Source organism: Sorangium sp. So ce381, assembly GCF_051473845.1.
In the GTDB taxonomy this organism is placed as follows: Bacteria; Myxococcota_A; Polyangia; order Polyangiales; family Polyangiaceae; genus Sorangium; species Sorangium atrum.
Window position 1 is genome coordinate 11680207 of sequence record NZ_CP150336.1, and the last position, 15969, is coordinate 11696175.

Genomic DNA, 15969 nt, shown 5'->3' on the forward strand with positions numbered 1-15969 from the left:
CGTGCGCGCGCCGGCGCGAGGCGCGCCGCGGGGTCGCGGGCCTCGATCGAGCGGGGCCTCGGCTCGCCCACCCGCCCGAACGCGCGCGATCTCGGGCGTGGGCGCGCCGAGCAGGGCCGTCGGCCGAGGAGGCTCGACCCGGAGAGGGCGCCGGGCGACCAGGATCGCCTTCAACGGAAGGGGTTCGGGTGATCTCCTACGTCGAGCGCCCGGCATCCGACCTCCCTCGCGGCGGGCGCGCGAGGCCTGAAGAAGCGGCGATTTGGGCTGTTTTCCCGCGGATTTGACGGCCCGTGCCAGGGCCCCCCGGCCCTCCCTCCGGCGGAGCGACGCGCCCCCCGGGGCATGAAACCCCTTCTTTTGTAGCTCCGATCGACGATTCGACACTGGATCTGCGGCGGCCGTTGTGGTTCCTTTGGCCCGCAAGAGGGCACAAACCTCAGGAGGAATGAACATGGCGGCCAAGAAGGCGGATGGGAAGAAGAGCACGTCGCTCAGCAAGAGCGCGCTGATCAACGCGGTGGTCGAGGCCAACGAGAACGAGATCTCGCGCAAGCAGGTCAAGGCGATCCTCGAGTCGCTGACCGACATCGCGTACAAGGAGCTCAAGAAGAACGGCATCTTCACGATGCCCGGCTTCGCGAAGTTCCGCGTCGTCAAGAAGCCCGCGACGAAGGCGCGCGAGGGGATCAACCCCTTCACGAAGCAGCCGATGACGTTCGCGGCCAAGCCGGCCAGCAAGTCGGTCCGCGCCCGCCCCATCAAGGCGATCAAGGACTCGCTCTCCTGAGCCTCTCCGGCTCGCGGGAGGGCTCCGCTGCGCGGCGGAGGCCCGCGGCGGCCCCCTCGCCGGGGTCCACCCATCGCTGAGGGCGAGGGCGGCTGGCCCCGCGCTGCCCCTGCGGTAGCATGGTGCGGCTGCTTTGCCGCACATGACGCTCGCCGTCCGACTCTTCCGCGCGCTGCTCGCGTTCTCGGTCATCCTGACGAGCTACCTCATCCAGCTGGGGCTCGCGCGGGTGTTCGCGAGGCGCCTCGGGCGCGGCTCGCCTGCGGGTGAGCCGCCTGGCTGGCTCGTCGCGCGCCGCGCCCGCGTCGATCAGAACAACGCCCGGCGCCTGCTGCGCGTCATGCTCCAGCTGCGGGGCGTCTTCATCAAGCTCGGCCAGGTGCTGTCCATCATGGGCGGCTTCTTGCCTCGCGCTTACGGCAAGGAGCTCGAGCAGCTCCAGGACCAGGTGCCGCCGCACCCGTTCAGCGACCTCGAGGCCGCGCTGCGCGCGAGCTTCGGCCGCTCGGCGGGCGAGCTGTTCGCGTCGATCGAGCGCGCGCCGCTCGCGGCCGCGTCGCTGGGGCAGGTCCACGTCGCGCGCCTCCGCGACGGCCGCAAGGTCGCGGTCAAGTTCCTCTACCCCGGCATCCGCGGGATCATCGCCGTCGACCTGCGCGTCCTGCGCCTCGCGATCCTCGTCTACAAGCGGTTCGTCCCGGTGGGGCACATCGAGCGGGTGCACGAGTCGCTGGTCGATCTGCTCCGCCGGGAGACCGACTACCTGCACGAGGCCGCGTGCATGGAGCGGATGGCGCAGAACTTCGAGGGGGACGCGGGCATCGCGTTCCCGGAGGTCGTCCACGAGCTCACGACGCGCGACGTGCTCACGATGACCTTCATGGAAGGCATCAAGATCACCCGCCTCGACGCGCTCCGGAGCGCGGGCGTCGAGCCCTCGGACGTGGCGCTCAGGCTCGTGCAGGCCTTCTACAAGATGCTCTTCGCGGATCGCTTCTTCCACGCCGATCCGCACCCGGGGAACTTCCTTGTCGCCGCGCGGAGCGCGGAGGAGGGCGGCGGCTTTCGCCTCGTCGTCCTCGACTTCGGCGCGAGCTGCGAGGCCCGGGACGAGCTCATCGACGGGCTCCTCGACATCCTGAAGGGCATCTTCGCGCAGGACGACGCGGCGGTCGTGCGCGGCTTCCGGAGGATGGGCTTCGTCGCGCCCGGGGGAAACGACGCGCTCCTCGAGAGGACCGTGAAGACCTACTTCGCGAAGCTGCTCAAGATCCAGGATCGCACGCCGGCGGCGCTGATGCGCGCCCGCCCCGAGCAGCTGGAGCGGCTCGCGGACCCCGAGCTGGAGCGCGGTGAGCTCCAGGAGCTGATGCGGTCGTTCGAGTACCCGGAGGACTGGTTCTATGTCGAGCGCGCCTGCGTGCTGCTCTTCTGGCTGGCCGCCCAGATCGATCCCCACCTCGATACGATGGCGGCCGGCTTTCCGTACCTGATGCCGCTGATGGCGGAGCGCGAGGCCAAGGCCGGGTCCGACGGATCGGGCCCGGCGCCGCGCCGCTCGCCTGCGGATTGACCCAAGGCCCATCGACACGCGCACCACGCGCACCACGCGCACCACGCGTTTCGTGCGCGTTTCGCAGCTGTTTCGTCTGCGCCTTTCGCCCGCGCGCTACCGTGTTGGGAGGGGGCTGAAGCGCGGGCCGGGGCGGCTCAGCCCGAGCCGCGCCAGGAAGGGCGCATAACTCGAGTCCCGATCTGCCATGATCTCCGCGAGCCTGATCTTGACTGCGGCGATCCCTGCCCCTTCAAGGCGTCGGTAATTGTCCTCGGCGGGGTCGACCGCAGGCTCGACGCCTGCCCCCGCGAGGACGGTCCCAGTATGGTTCAGCCCCTCTGGAATCGTTTGTACAAACGGGTCTGGCGCGTGTCGGAGGAGACCGACGAGCCGGTGCGAGTTCGTCTCGTCCCCCGCCATCTCGGGGTGGAACGCGGCCAGTACCGGCGCGGGGCTGAAGCGCCGCCGCAGCTGTTCACCCAGGCGCGATGCGAAGCGCTCGAACTGGGGCGACGGAGTATGGATGCACGGGAGAACCAGGTGCACCACCGCGGAGTCGGCCTCCTCCATGGCCGCCAGCGCCGTCTCCAGGACGGGCTCGCGATCGAGCAGGACGTAAAAGCGACCGAATCCGGTTGCGGCGTCGCGCATGAACGGGCAGAGCCGGTAGTGAGCGACGACCTCGTCGGCGTAACGCCCGTGGACTCGGCGCACCTCGGCCGCAAACCGAGGCGCCTCTGGGTGGTGGGCCAGCTCCCCCCGCACGACCGGCTCGCTCAAATGCATCACCTCATTTTCTCGGGGAAGCATTCTTCCCTCGGCCCGTGATAGCTTACGCCGCGCTGCGGCGGAAGGAGGAGGCGTGCAGGAGACCGCGAAGTTAACGCTGAAGAAGAACGGTGGGGAGCAGACGATCGAGTTGCCTGTGATCACGGGCACCGAGGGGGAGAAGGCGATCGACGTCGCGTCCCTTCGTTCGAAGACCGGGTACGTTTGCATCGACCCGGCCTTCGTCAACACGGCCTCGACCACGAGCTCCATCACGTTCCTCGATGGGGAGAAGGGCATCCTCCGCTACCGCGGCATCCCGATCGAGCAGCTCGGCGAGAAGTCGACCTTCGTGGAGACCTCGTACCTCCTGATCTACGGCAAGCTGCCGAGCAAGAGCGAGCTGTCCCGGTTCTCCACGCTGCTCACCCGGCACTCGCTGATCCACGAGGACATGAAGCGCTTCTTCGACGGCTACCCGTCGACGGCGCACCCGATGGCGATCCTCTCCGCGATGGTGCTCTCCCTGTCGAGCTACTACCCGGAAGCGATCGACGTGAAGAACACCGAGCACCTCGACATCACCATCGCGAGGCTGCTCTCCAAGGTGCGCACGATCGCCGCGTTCTCGTACAAGAAGTCGATCGGCCAGCCGTTCGTCTACCCGCACAACTCGCTCTCGTACTGCGCGAACTTCCTCAACATGATGTTCTCGGTCCCGGCGGAGCCGTACGAGATCGACGAGGACATCGTGAAGGTGCTGAACCTGCTCCTGATCCTGCACGCCGATCACGAGCAGAACTGCTCGACGTCGACGGTGCGCCTCGTCGGGAGCTCGAAGGCGAACCTCTTCGCCTCGGTCGCCGCTGGCATCTGTGCGCTCTGGGGCCCGCTCCACGGCGGCGCGAACCAGGAGGTCGTGACGATGCTCGAGGCGATCCGCTCGGACGGCGGCGACGTCTCGAAGTTCGTCAAGCTCGCGAAGGACAAGACCTCGAACTTCCGCCTGATGGGCTTCGGCCACCGCGTGTACAAGAACTACGATCCGCGCGCCGTCCTCATCAAGGCGGCCGCCGACAAGATCCTGGCGAAGCTCGGCATCAAGGATCCGCTGCTCGACATCGCGCAGCGCCTCGAGGAGACCGCGCTGAAGGATCCGTACTTCGTCGAGCGGAAGCTCTACCCGAACGTCGACTTCTACAGCGGCATCATCTACCGCGCGCTCGGCTTCCCCACGAACATGTTCACCGTCATGTTCGCGCTCGGGCGCCTCCCCGGCTGGATCGCCCACTGGAAGGAGATGAACGACGACCCGACCGGCAAGATCGGCCGTCCGCGGCAGATCTACACCGGCGAGAACGCCGTCGACTACACGCCGCTCGACGAGCGCGAGTGACCGCGGCGGGGCCCAGCGGCCCCGCCCGCACCTTCCACCGACGATCCCCCTCACCGCGATGAGCGCGCCCCTGGCGGCGCGCTCGCGGCCCGTCAGCGGCTCATCTCATCAGCAGCAGGACGACGATCACCGCCACGATGACGCCCGTGACGAGCGAGGCGCCGCCGACGAGCAGGAGCAGCTTGCCCGTCGACAGCTGCGAGAGCGACGCGCCAGCGCGGGAGGGCGCCGACGGGTTGTCGTCGAGCGTTCGCTCCGGTCGGCTCATCGAATGCGAATGGCGAGGGGCCGCGGCCGGCTCCACCACGGTCGGCTGCGGGCGCGCGCTCGGTGAACCGCCGGCATGCAGCGGAGGCGCCGGCTGAGATATGGGCTGGCCGGCGCGGATCCGCCCCTCGATGACGGCCTGCGCGTACGGAGGCAGCGCGCCTGCGCGTACAGCGCGGACGTCTGCGCGCATGGTCTCGGCGTTCGGGTAGCGATGGAACTTGATGAACGCCAGCGAGCGATCGACCACGGCAGCGACGGCGGGCGAGATCCCGGGCGCGACCGAGGCGAGCGGCGGCGCGGCCTCGGTCGCGGCGGCGATGACCTCCATGGCCTCCGTCACCTCGCCGTGCACCTGTCGGCCCGAGAGCAGCCGGAACATCGTCGCCCCGAGCCCGAAGAGGTCGGTGCGCCCGTCGATATCGTGGATGAGCCCAGTCGCTTGCTCCGGCGCCATGTACGTCGCCGTGCCCATGATCATGCCCGTCTTGGTCGCGGTCTTCTCGGGCAGGCCGGTGAGCCCGTCGACGACGCGCGCGATGCCGAAGTCGAGCATGCGCACGCGCCCGTCGTTGCCGAGGTGGATGTTCTCGGGCTTGAGATCGCGGTGCACGACGCCGCGCGCGTGCGCGATCGCCAGCGTCTCGAGCACCTGGTCGGCGAGCGCGAGCACCTCGCCGACCGGCATCGTCCCTGTGCGGGCCATCCGATCGAAGAGCGTCTCCCCCTGGAGCGCCTCCATCGTGAGGTAGGCGAGGCCCTCCTGCGTCTCGCCGGAGCCGAGCATGCGCACCACGCCGGGCACCGCGTCCGCCCCGCCGAGCGTGTTGCCGATGAACCCCTCACGGAGGAAGCGCTTCCGCACCTCGGTGATCGCGTTGAGCTCCGGGTGCAGCACCTTGAGCGCGACCTGAGAGCCGTCCGCCGCACGCCCGAGCAGCACGCTCCCCATGCCGCCGGTGCCGAGCACCCGCTCGATCCACCACGTCCCGGCGAACGTCTTGCCGACCCAGTGCTCCGCGTCGTCGTCGTACACGAGAGGCGCCCTCTTTCGACCAGCGGCCATCCGAGGAGAGAGATCTCAGCGGCGAAGCCACTGGTAGGCCGCTCCGCAGCGGGCGCGCAAGCTAATTGATGGAGGTCGTGCCGAAACGCGGGTCGTCGTCAAGCCGCTCGGCCGCTGCCTTGAGCCCGGAGGCGACGCCCCGGAACGCGTCCGCTGGCATGCGAAACGTCACGCCAGGGCCGATGAGTGTCACGTGCACGGTGCCACACCCGCACCTGGTGATGCGCGTCGCCTCGTTCGAGGCGAGCTCGGTGTGTGGACCGCATTTGTTGGGCGCCGCCATGGTTGAACCTCTCCCACATCCTAGCAGCACCGGCCAGCGCTCGGCCACGACACCCCGGCGCCCGACGGAACCCTGCCCGCCCCGTGACGCGATCGCCCTGAAATTGCGCAGCCGTGTATATCTCTTCTCCTCATCGCTGCGCGATTGCCTGGAGGGACTCATGGCTGTTCGATGCCTGACGCTTGGTTTGCTTCCCGTCGTCCTGGGGGCCGTGGCCTGCGTTGACGGGGGCGGGGACGTGACGCCCGTGCCGGTCGACGAGTCGCTGCTGGATGTGCCGCCGGTCGGCCAGGGCTTCCAGATGCAGACCGAGGAGACCGAGGTGCCGGCGGGGGTCGAGCAGCAGGACTGCTACTTCTTCAAGGTCAGCGAGCTCGCCGCGTCGAACGGGCTGGACCCGAACAAGCCCGTGAACCTCCACCGCGTGCAGATCGCGCAGCGCGACGGCTCGCACCACATGAACATCTTCCGCGTGAAGACCGTGAAGGGGCTGGGGCCGGAGGGCGGGCGCATCCAGAAGAACCAGAACGGGGTGGGGGAGTGCTTCAAGAGCCCCAACTGGGCCGACTGGCCGCTCATCGCGAACTCCCAGCAGAACGGCCAGGTCGACTGGGAGTTCCCCGAGGGCGTCGCGAACGTCCTCGCCCCCGACGAGTGGCTGATGCTGCAGACGCATTACGTGAATGCGACGTCGCAGAAGACCCCCGAGGCGGTCGGCCGCGTCCGGGTGAACTTCTGGGCGCTGCCCGACGCCGAGGTCAAGGCCGAGATGGGCACCGTCTTCGCGACCAAGCAATCCATCCGTGTCTGTCAGTCGAACCCGACGCCGACGTTCGAGGGCTCGTGTCAGATCAACAGCCCCTCTCCCGTGAGGATCATCGGCGCCAACGGCCATTTCCACAGCCGAGGTACGCGGTTCGACATGTATGCATGGGACGGCAAGACCATCGGTACGCCTCCGGCCTCGGATCGCTTCTACACATCAAACGCGTGGGACGACCCGCCGATGCTCATCGCGCCGGAGCTCGACAGGGAGCTCCCGACGAACGGCGGCGTCTGGTACGGATGCACCTTCGAGTGGCAGCAGCCGGACCCGTCCGTGGGGTGCAAGGGCCTCGACGACTACGACGTGGCCAAGAACGGGACCGCCGAAGAGTCGCTCGATTGCTGCTACACGTTCGGGCCGATCGTCGAGAAGAACGAGCACTGCAACATCTTCGTCTATTACTATCCGAAGCAGGACGACGTGTTCTGCAACTGAGCCTCTCGTGGCGGCGCGCCAGGCGGACGCGGGTGGCCGACATCGGCGGCGCGCCGGCAGGACCTCTCCAGGCTGGTCTTCTATCCCATGCGCACCTGCTTTCACTCCATGGCACTGGCGGCGCTCGGCGCGGTCGCCCTCGCCGGCTGCCCCGACGACCCCGCGAGGCCTCCTGAGCAGGAGCCGCCGGCGTGGCGCGTGCTGCTCGACGAAGACGATCTCGACCGAGCGGTCCTTTCGATCTGGGGGACGGCGCCCGACGACGTGTTCGCCGTCGGGGGGCCGCTCGGCAACACGGGCCTCAGGGCGCTCGCGCTGCACTACGACGGGGAGACGTGGCGCGAGCTCCCGGCGGGCGGGGATGCGACCTTCTGGTGGGTGGCCGGCTCCGGTCCGCAGGACGTCTGGATGGTCGGCGAGCGCGGCCGCGCCACGCGGTGGGACGGAGCGACGTTCACCGAGCACGAGACGGGGACAGAGGCGACGCTGTGGGGCGTGATCGCGTTTTCACCCGACGATGCCTGGGCCGTCGTCGGCATGCCCGGCAGCGGCGCGGACGTAGAGAAGGACATCGTCCTGCGCTGGGACGGCAGCGCATGGTCGCGAGAGCCGCTGCCGGTGGCGACCGGCCGGGCGCTCTACAAGGTATGGGGTGAATCTTCCGAGGATCTCTACGCCGTCGGCGAGTTCGGCGTGATCTGGCACCGCTCGGGCTCGACCTGGGAATTGCAATCCGATCCGCCGATCGCGCAAGGCACCCTGTTCACGGCCGCCGGCTGCAGCCGTGAAGAGGTATACGCGGTCGGCGGGAGAGACGTGCTCCGCTCGGACGGCGCGTCGTGGCGCCGGCTCGAGATAGAGCTCACGAACGACGTGAACGGCGTCGCCTGCGGCCGCCCCGGGGAGGTCGCGATCGTCGGTTATGGGGGACTCAAGCAGCGCCTCGTCGACGGGGCCTGGATCGATGAGTTCACCAAGGAACCCTACGCGGATCTCCACGCCGTCTGGGCCGACGGGGAAGGGGCCTTCTGGGCGGTCGGCGGGGACTTCCTTAGCCAGCCGACACCCGGCAGAGCCCGCAAGGGCGTGGTGGCGCGCTACGGAACAGGGCAAATCGCCGACACTGTGAGCCGCTGATCACCACGTCGCAGGTGTCCTCACCTGCCCGGACATGCCCTTCGTGTGGCAGGGCGCATCATGGGACCGTGAACGCGGAGATACGCTGTGGCCGAGCGGTCACGAGCAGCGAGACTTTTTTCTTGGGAAATGCTTCAAAGGGTGGCGCTGGTCGTCCGATTGCAACACCTGCGGAGACCACACGCGGAACCCGCGCTCTGAACCCAGGAGAATTGGCATGCGACGGACCATTGCTCAGCTTTTTGTGAGTGCCTTTACTTTTGCGATCCCTCTGGCCATCGCCTCGTCGGCGTCGGCGGCGCCCGGCCCGGAGGCCTGTGGAAATATCCAGCTCGCGGCGAGCGCAAACTGCGAGTTCCGCACCTCGGGCGGCTGCGAGGTGAGCTGCAAGCCGGTCAACCTCACGGCGGCGTGCGCCGGGAAGTGCGAGGGCCAGTGCAACGCCAGCGCGACCGCCGACTGCAACGTCGACTGCTCCGCGGATTGCTCTGCCAAGTGCGAAGTCGATCCCGGGAAATTCGACTGCAGGGCGAGCTGCTCGGCGAGCTGCTCGGCGGATTGCAGCGGCAAGTGTTCGGCGAGCGCCAACTCCAGCGGCTCGCAGGCGGAGTGCGAGGGGGCCTGCAAGGCGAGCTGCGACGGCGAGTGCGGCGCGAGCTGCGAGGTGACGCCGCCGAGCGCGGATTGCCAGGCAAAATGCGACGCGAGCTGCGAGGGCGAGTGCAAGGCCGAGGCGAACTTCGACTGCGACATCGACTGCAATGCGGACTGCACGGTCGATCTCCAGGGCGGGTGTGAGGCGAAGTGCTCGGAGCCGGAAGGCGCCCTGTTCTGCAACGGTCAGTATGTCGACGTCGTCGGGAGCCTCCAGGACTGCCTGGATTACCTGAGCACGCTCGAGATCGAGGTGAACGCCCACGCAGAGGCCGAGGCCAGCGTCTCCTGCGCCGCCGCGCCGGGGTCCTCCTCCGCGCCGTTCGCGGGCACCGGGCTCGCGGCGCTCGTCGCCGGCGTGGGCGTGGCCGCCGCGCGCCGCCGCAAGCGGTCCTGAGCGAGACCCGGCATTCCAGACGGCGCGTGCCGGAGGTGGATCCGGCGCGCGCCGTCTGCGCATCCTCGCGTCCTGAACGAATCCCCCATGCCGGGTCGCCTCGCGCGGCCTGGCCCGGCGCTCTCCGGCAGCGTAGTAGATTCGCGCCCACCCTGATGACCCTGCTCCGTCGTTCGAAGCCGCGCTGGGCGCTCGCCCTCGCGCTGCTCGCAGGCTGCGAGGCGCGCACGCCGCCCGCGCCGCACCCGGCGGCGCCCGCGGCCTCGGGCGCGCCGGCCGTCGCCAGCGCGAGCGCCGCGCCGCAGGCCGCGAGCGCCGCGGCGGCGTCCACGGCCGACGCCGCGGCGCCGGAGCCGACCCCGCCGGAGCCGCCGATCGCGCTCGCCTCGGGCGGGCCGCGGGCCGTGCGCGGCGACGCCGGGCTCGTGACCTCGGTCGAGGAGAACGCGACGCGCGCGGGCGCGGACGTGCTGCGGCGGGGCGGCAACGCGGTCGACGCCGCGGTCGCCGTGGCGTTCGCGCTGGCGGTGACCCACCCGAGCGCGGGCAACATCGGCGGCGGCGGCTTCATGCTGGTCCGCCTCGCGAACGGCGAGACGCAGGCGATCGACTTCCGCGAGGCCGCGCCCGCGTCGGTGACCACCGAGTCGAACATGGCGATGGTGCGGGCCGGCGCGCACGGCTATGCGTCCGCTGGCGTCCCGGGCTCCGTCGCCGGCCTCGCCCTGGCCCACGAGCGGTTCGGCACCCGCCCGTTCGCCGAGCTCCTGGCCCCGGCGATCTCCCTCGCGCGCAAGGGGCACCGCCTCGGCGCGCGTCAGGCGCTGACGCTGCGCTGGGCGTGGCCGCGGCTGAAGGCCGATCGGGCCGCGAGCGCCATCTGGGGGCGGGGCAAGGCGCCGGTCGCCCAGGGCGAGCTGGTGCGGCAGCTCGATCTCGCCCGCACCCTGGAGACGCTCGCCGCGGAGGGGCCGCGCGCGTTCTACGAGGGCTCCATCGCCGGGAAGATCGCCGGCGCGATGCGCGAGCACGGCGGCCACATCAGCGAGAACGACCTGCGCGCCTACCAGGCGAAGTGGCGCGCGCCCCTCCGGTTCTCGTACCGCGGCTTCACCGTCGACACGATGCCGCCCCCCTCGATGGGCGGCGTCGCGCTCGCGGAGATGATGCTCACGCTCGAGCGGCTGAAGGCGCACGAGGCGCCCGTCGACTCGGGGCTGTCGCTGCACCTGTTCGTCGAGGCGGCGAAGCGGGCGTACGCCGATCGCCGCAAGGTGAGCGCCGACCCCGATTTCGTCGCGCCCGAGACGGCGCAGCTGCTCTCGCAGCTCCTCGACGGGGCCTACCTGATGCGCCGCAGGCCGCCCGTGGACCCGGAGCGGGCCACGCCGGCGGGCGACATCGCGGCGCCTCTGGGCCCCGTCGCGCAGGAGTCCCCGCAGACGACGCACTTCTCGGTGATCGACGCGCAGGGCAACGCGGTCTCGTGCACGACCACCCTGTCGGCGAGCTTCGGCGCGAGGATCGTGATCCCCGGCACGGGCATCCTGCTCGCCAACGCGATGGGCGCGTTCTCCGAGACGGGGATCAACGCGGTGGCGCCGGGCAAGCGCATGGCGAGCTCGATGACGCCCACCATCGTGAGCCGCGGCGACAAGGTCGCGCTCGTCCTCGGATCTCCCGGCGGTGACACGATCCCGAACACCGTCGCGCAGGTCCTCCGCAACCTGGTCGATCACGGGATGACCATCGACGAGGCGGTCCGCCACGCGCGCATCCACCACCAGTGGATGCCGGATCGCGTGCGCGTCGAGCGGCTGACGCCGCCGCCGCAGGCCGCCCTCGACGACCTCGCGCGGCGAGGGCACGCCCTCGTGATGGACCCGATGCCGATCGGCGACGCGAACAACCTCCTCGTCGATGCGGCCGGCGTCGCGTGGGGCTACGCGGACACGCGCGAAGGGGGCAAGGCCGAGGGCGTCAGCGCGCCCGACAAGCTCGACCCGGCGGCGCAGGCCGACGCGCAGTCATCGTCGAGCGCGCGGTAGCCCGCGCGGGGCATCGAGCGGCCGGTAGGTCCGCGCGGGGCATCGAGCGGCCGGTAGGTCCGCGCGGGGCATCGAGCGGCCGGTAGGTCCGCGCGGGGCATCGAGCGGCCGGTAGGTCCGCGCGGGGCATCGAGCGGCCGGTAGGTCCGCGCACAGGCGTCGAGCGCGCGGTCGTCCGCCGCGCGCCTCCGCGTCAGCGCAGCCTGGGGTCGTAGTTGGCCGCGTCGGCGTCGTCGTCCTCCTTGGGGCGCACGACGACGACCGGGCACGGCGCGTTCCGCGCGATCCGATCGGCCGTCGAGCCGCCGAAGAGCCGCTGCAGGCGCGACTGAGGGTGCGTGGCCACGACGATGAGATCGGCGCTGAGCTCCCGGGCGAGCGAGACGATCGCCCTGTCCGGCCGGCCCGTTCGGAAGTGCATCGCCATCAGCCGGGCCTGGCCGTCCGCGAACCGGTGCTGGAGCACGCGGAGCGACGGCGGAGACGATGCGCCCGGCGTCGTCACGTCGCGCACTGCAGGGGCGACCTGCCGCGGGCCGACGACCACGGCGTGGATCTCCGTCTCGCCGCGGAGCGCCGCCAGATCGAAGGCGAAGCGCCACGCCCGCCCGCCCGGCTCGGACAGGTCCATCGCGACCACCACGATGTACGACTTCAGCCGGCGACCCGCGCGCACGCTCGCGCGGGCCGGCTCGCTCGCGGGCGCCGGCTCACTCACGACAGCCGGCGCGCCCGCAGCGGCGGCCGCGCCGCCGGCGCGCCCCGCCGGCTCGCGGCGCCCAGGCTCGGCCCGCGGGGCGGCCGGCGCCTGGCCGATGGCGCTCGGCTCGCTCGCCCCTGCGGGCAGCGTCTCTGGCGGCGCGTCGCCCGCCGCGTGCGGCGTGCGGGCGAACGACCTGCCCTGATCGGCGCGCGCAGGCGCCGGTGCTTCGGTTGGCATCGCGCCAACGTTCGCCGCGCGCCGCACGTCCGCAAGCGCCCCGCCCGACGGCGCGGCCCGCGCGCGGCGTGGCGCGCGCAGGCGAGCAGCGCGAGCCGGCCCCTGCGCGGCGTGGCGCGCGCAGGCGAGCAGCGCGAGCCGGCCCCTGCGCGGCGTGGCGCGCGCAGGCGAGCAGCGCGAGCCGGCCAGCGCGCGCCCGGACCTCCCGGGACCACTCCATCCTTGACGCACCCTCCAGACCTTCGCAGCGTCCCGCCCATGATCCCCCGCTACACTCCTGTTGAATTCGAAGAGCTCTGGTCGCCCGCCACCCGATTCTCGACCTGGCTAGAGGTGGAGCTCGCCGCGTGCGAGGCGATGGAGGCCGAAGGGCTCGTGCCCGCCGGCATCGCGGAGGGGATCCGCGCGAAGCAGCTGACGCTCGATCCGGTCCGGATCGATGCGATCGAGCGCACGGTCAAGCACGACGTCATCGCCTTCCTGACGCACGTCGAGGAGCTCGCGGGCGAGGGCGCGCGGTGGCTGCACCGGGGGATGACCTCGAGCGACGTGCTCGACACGAGCCTCGCGGTGCTGCTCGTCCGCGCGACGGACCTGCTCTCGGCGCGGCTCGACAAGCTCTGCAGCGCGCTCGCGCGGCGCGCGGACGAGCACCGGCGCACCCCGATGATCGGCAGGAGCCACGGCATCGCCGCCGAGCCGATCACGTTCGGCCTGGCGCTCGCCGGCCACCTCGCGGAGATGAAGCGCGGCAGGGCGCGCCTGCTCGCGGCGCGCCAGGCGATCGCGGTGGGGAAGATCGCCGGCGCCGTCGGGACGTACGCGCACCTGTCGCCGCGCATCGAGGAGCGCGCGCTCGCCGCCCTGGGCCTGCGCCCCGAGACGGTCTCGACCCAGGTCGTCGCGCGCGACCGCCACGCCGAGCTCTTCACCGCGCTCTCGCTCATCGCGGCGGGCATCGAGCGGCTCGCGACCAACGTGCGGCACTGGCAGCGCACCGAGGTCCGCGAGGCGGAGGAGCGCTTCACCGTGGGCCAGAAGGGATCGAGCGCGATGCCCCACAAGCGCAACCCCATCCTCAGCGAGAACCTGTGCGGCCTCGCGCGCATCGTGCGCGCGGCCGTGATCCCGGCGCTCGAGAACGTGCCGCTGTGGCACGAGCGCGACATCTCGCACTCGTCGGTCGAGCGGATGATCGCGCCCGACGCGACCTCGACGCTCGGGTTCATGCTCGACCGCGCCGCCGGGCTCGTCGAGGGGCTCGTCGTCTACCCCGAGAAGCTGCGCGAGAACCTCGATCGCACGGGCGAGCTCTTCTTCAGCGAGGCGGTGCTCCTGGCGCTCGTCCAGAAGGGCAGGCCGCGGCAGGCGGCCTACGAGCTGGTGCAGCGCTGCGCGATGCGCGCGATCGCGGGCGAGGGTCGCTTCCGCGACAACCTCGCCGCCGACGCCGACGTCGCGGCGCTGCTCGCCCCGGACGAAATCGCGCGCTGCTTCGACCTCGACCACGCGCTCTCGCACGTGGACACGATCATCGATCGCGCGCTCCGCGACTGACCTGCGGCGTTGACCTGCGCGGGCCGGTTTGACAGGCTCGGCCCGTCATGGCCGCACCCGCACTCACACCTGTCCGCTGGCGCCGGCTCGCGCTGCTCGCGCCGCTCGCGGCGCTCGCCGCCTGCAGCGGGAGCGCCTCGGCGCCGCCTTCGTCTCTCGGCGCGGCGCCCCCTCCGGCCGCGGCGCCCCCTCAGGCTGCGGCGAGCGCCGAGCCCGCGCGGCCGGCAGAGGCGCCGCGCGAGCCGTTCACCGCGCTGCGCGATCGGATCCTGCGCGAGTGGGTCGCGGACGAGCCCGCCTTCGCGCGCTCGCGCGGGCTGCACGAGCAAGACGGCAAGGTCACCGACTACGCCGCCGAGGCCATAGAGCGGCGGCTCGCGCGCCTCGAGCGCGACCGCGCGGCGCTCGCCGCCGTCGACGCCGCGGCGCTCTCTCCGGACGACGCGCTCGACCGCGCGCTGCTCCTCCAGCAGATCGACCTCAAGCTCTTCAACGGGAGGGACCTCGAGGAGTGGCGCCGGCGGCCGCAGTTCTACGGCGATCTGTTCGGCGTGAACCAGTACCTCGATCGCGCGTACGCGCCGCTGCCCGAGCGCGCGCGGCGCCTCCTCGAGCACGAGAAGGCGGCGCTGGCCCAGGCGCCGCGCATCCTCGAGAACCTCGCGAGCCCGATGCCGAAGCCGGTGATCGAGGTCGCCGTGAAGATCTTCCGGGGCTACGCCGAGTACCTGCGCGGCGACGTCGTCAAGCTGCTCAAGGGCGTGGGCGACCCCGCGTTCCAGGCCGATTTCGAGGAGACGAACGCCGCGCTCGCCGCCGCGGCGGAGAAGCTCGCCGAGCACCTCGCGAAGGTCGAGCTGCCGAAGGGCGACGCGAGCCACGTGCTCGGGGAGGCGCGTTACAGGAAGCTCCTTCTCGCGCAGGAGGGGCTCTCGATGCCGCTCGCCGAGTTCAAGAAGATGGGCGAGGACGACCTCGCGGCGAACAAGGCGGCGTACCAGGAGCTCGCCAGGAAGGTGAAGGCCTCCCGGCCGAAGGCGGAGCAGCTCCTCGCCGAGGCGACGCGGATGATGGAGTCGGCGCGCAAGTTCATCGTCGACAAGGAGATCGTGAGCCTCCCGTCCGACGAGCGGGCGATCGTGAAGGAAACGCCGCCCTACATGCGCTGGAACGCCGCCTTCCTCGACGCGCCGGGGCCGTTCGATCGGAAGGGGCTCGAGGCGTTCTACTACATCACGAAGCCGGACCCCTCCTGGCCCCGCAAGGAGCAGGAGGAGTACGTGATGCTGCGGGGCACGCTGCTCTCGACGACCGTGCACGAGGTCTACCCGGGGCACTTCGTCCAGGGCCTGTGGGAGAGCCGGGCGCCGACGGACGCGCAGAAGATGTTCGGGAGCTACTCGTTCGTGGAGGGCTGGGCCCACTACGTCGAGCAGATGATGATCGAGCAAGGGTTCGGCAAGGAGGACCCGCAGAGCCGCCTCGGCCAGCTCGCGGACGCGCTGCTGCGCAACTGCCGGGTGGTCGTGTCGCTCGGGGTGCACGCCGAGGGCATGAGCCTCGACGAGGCCGAGCGCCGCTTCGTCGACGACTGCTTCCAGGACCGCGCGACGGCGCGGGAGCAGGCGGTGCGCGCGACGTTCGACCCCGGCTACTTTGCCTACACGCTCGGCAAGCTCGAGATCCTGAAGCTCCGCGAGGAGGCGAAGGCGGCCCTGGGCCCGGCGTTCTCGCTGCGCCGCTTCCACGACGCGCTCCTCTCGCACGGCTCGCCGCCGCTGCCGCTCGTCCGCGAGCGCGTGCTCGCCGAGCTCGGGGCGCCGGCGAGGAAACAGCCTTGACGAAGGCCT

Annotated in this window: 13 protein-coding genes; 9 read left to right on the forward strand and 4 right to left on the reverse strand. The window is 71.1% G+C overall.

From position 1 onward, the window contains the following. Positions 1 to 454: 454 nt before the first annotated feature. Both WMF29_RS43745 and WMF29_RS43750 read left to right on the forward strand, forming a co-directional pair. Positions 455 to 790: an HU family DNA-binding protein gene (locus tag WMF29_RS43745; protein ID WP_012240887.1), complete on the forward strand. Its 336-nt coding sequence runs from the start codon at positions 455 to 457 to the stop codon at positions 788 to 790. Between the two features lie 142 nt (positions 791 to 932). Further along, entirely contained in the window at positions 933 to 2363 is a 1431-nt protein-coding gene (locus WMF29_RS43750; RefSeq protein WP_437325971.1) for an ABC1 kinase family protein, read from the forward strand. 96 nt (positions 2364 to 2459) lie between these two features. Here WMF29_RS43750 and WMF29_RS43755 read toward each other — a convergent pair whose 3' ends face one another. Beyond that, positions 2460 to 3131: a hypothetical protein gene (locus WMF29_RS43755; protein ID WP_437325972.1), complete on the reverse strand. Its 672-nt coding sequence runs from the start codon at positions 3129 to 3131 to the stop codon at positions 2460 to 2462. Positions 3132 to 3207: 76 nt separating this feature from the next. Between WMF29_RS43755 and WMF29_RS43760 the strand changes: the two genes are divergently transcribed. Further along, positions 3208 to 4509: a citrate synthase gene (locus WMF29_RS43760; protein WP_012240890.1), complete on the forward strand. Its 1302-nt coding sequence runs from the start codon at positions 3208 to 3210 to the stop codon at positions 4507 to 4509. A gap of 100 nt (positions 4510 to 4609) precedes the next feature. Here WMF29_RS43760 and WMF29_RS43765 read toward each other — a convergent pair whose 3' ends face one another. Then, positions 4610 to 5812: a protein kinase domain-containing protein gene (locus WMF29_RS43765; RefSeq protein ID WP_437325973.1), complete on the reverse strand. Its 1203-nt coding sequence runs from the start codon at positions 5810 to 5812 to the stop codon at positions 4610 to 4612. Positions 5813 to 5903: 91 nt separating this feature from the next. After that, positions 5904 to 6125, reverse strand: a complete 222-nt coding sequence (locus WMF29_RS43770; protein WP_272101848.1) for a hypothetical protein — start codon at positions 6123 to 6125, stop codon at positions 5904 to 5906. 160 nt (positions 6126 to 6285) lie between these two features. On the opposite strand from WMF29_RS43770, the gene WMF29_RS43775 reads away from it, so the two are divergent. The 4 genes from WMF29_RS43775 (at position 6286) to ggt (ending at position 11622) form a co-directional block, all read left to right on the forward strand. Beyond that, positions 6286 to 7386, forward strand: a complete 1101-nt coding sequence (locus WMF29_RS43775; protein WP_437325974.1) for a hypothetical protein — start codon at positions 6286 to 6288, stop codon at positions 7384 to 7386. Positions 7387 to 7494: 108 nt separating this feature from the next. Continuing rightward, complete coding sequence (locus WMF29_RS43780) at positions 7495 to 8523, forward strand: WD40/YVTN/BNR-like repeat-containing protein (RefSeq protein WP_437325975.1); 1029 nt, start codon at positions 7495 to 7497, stop codon at positions 8521 to 8523. A gap of 244 nt (positions 8524 to 8767) precedes the next feature. Beyond that, positions 8768 to 9574: a hypothetical protein gene (locus tag WMF29_RS43785; RefSeq protein ID WP_437325976.1), complete on the forward strand. Its 807-nt coding sequence runs from the start codon at positions 8768 to 8770 to the stop codon at positions 9572 to 9574. Between the two features lie 155 nt (positions 9575 to 9729). Further along, the gene (ggt, locus tag WMF29_RS43790) at positions 9730 to 11622 is read left to right on the forward strand and encodes a gamma-glutamyltransferase (protein ID WP_437325977.1); all 1893 of its coding nucleotides are present in this window, start codon (positions 9730 to 9732) and stop codon (positions 11620 to 11622) included. A 193-nt stretch (positions 11623 to 11815) separates the two neighbouring features. Here the strand turns inward: ggt and WMF29_RS43795 are convergent, their stop codons facing one another. Continuing rightward, entirely contained in the window at positions 11816 to 12562 is a 747-nt protein-coding gene (locus WMF29_RS43795) for a universal stress protein (RefSeq protein ID WP_437325978.1), read from the reverse strand. A gap of 258 nt (positions 12563 to 12820) precedes the next feature. On the opposite strand from WMF29_RS43795, the gene purB reads away from it, so the two are divergent. Together purB and WMF29_RS43805 are read left to right on the forward strand one after the other, a co-directional pair. Then, a complete protein-coding gene (gene purB, locus WMF29_RS43800) occupies positions 12821 to 14119 on the forward strand; it encodes an adenylosuccinate lyase (protein ID WP_437325979.1) in 1299 nt (432 codons plus the stop codon). A gap of 47 nt (positions 14120 to 14166) precedes the next feature. Beyond that, positions 14167 to 15960 carry a DUF885 domain-containing protein gene (locus WMF29_RS43805; protein ID WP_437325980.1) on the forward strand — a complete coding sequence of 598 codons (1794 nt, stop codon included), beginning with the start codon at positions 14167 to 14169 and terminating at the stop codon, positions 15958 to 15960. The last annotated feature ends 9 nt before the right edge of the window (positions 15961 to 15969 follow it).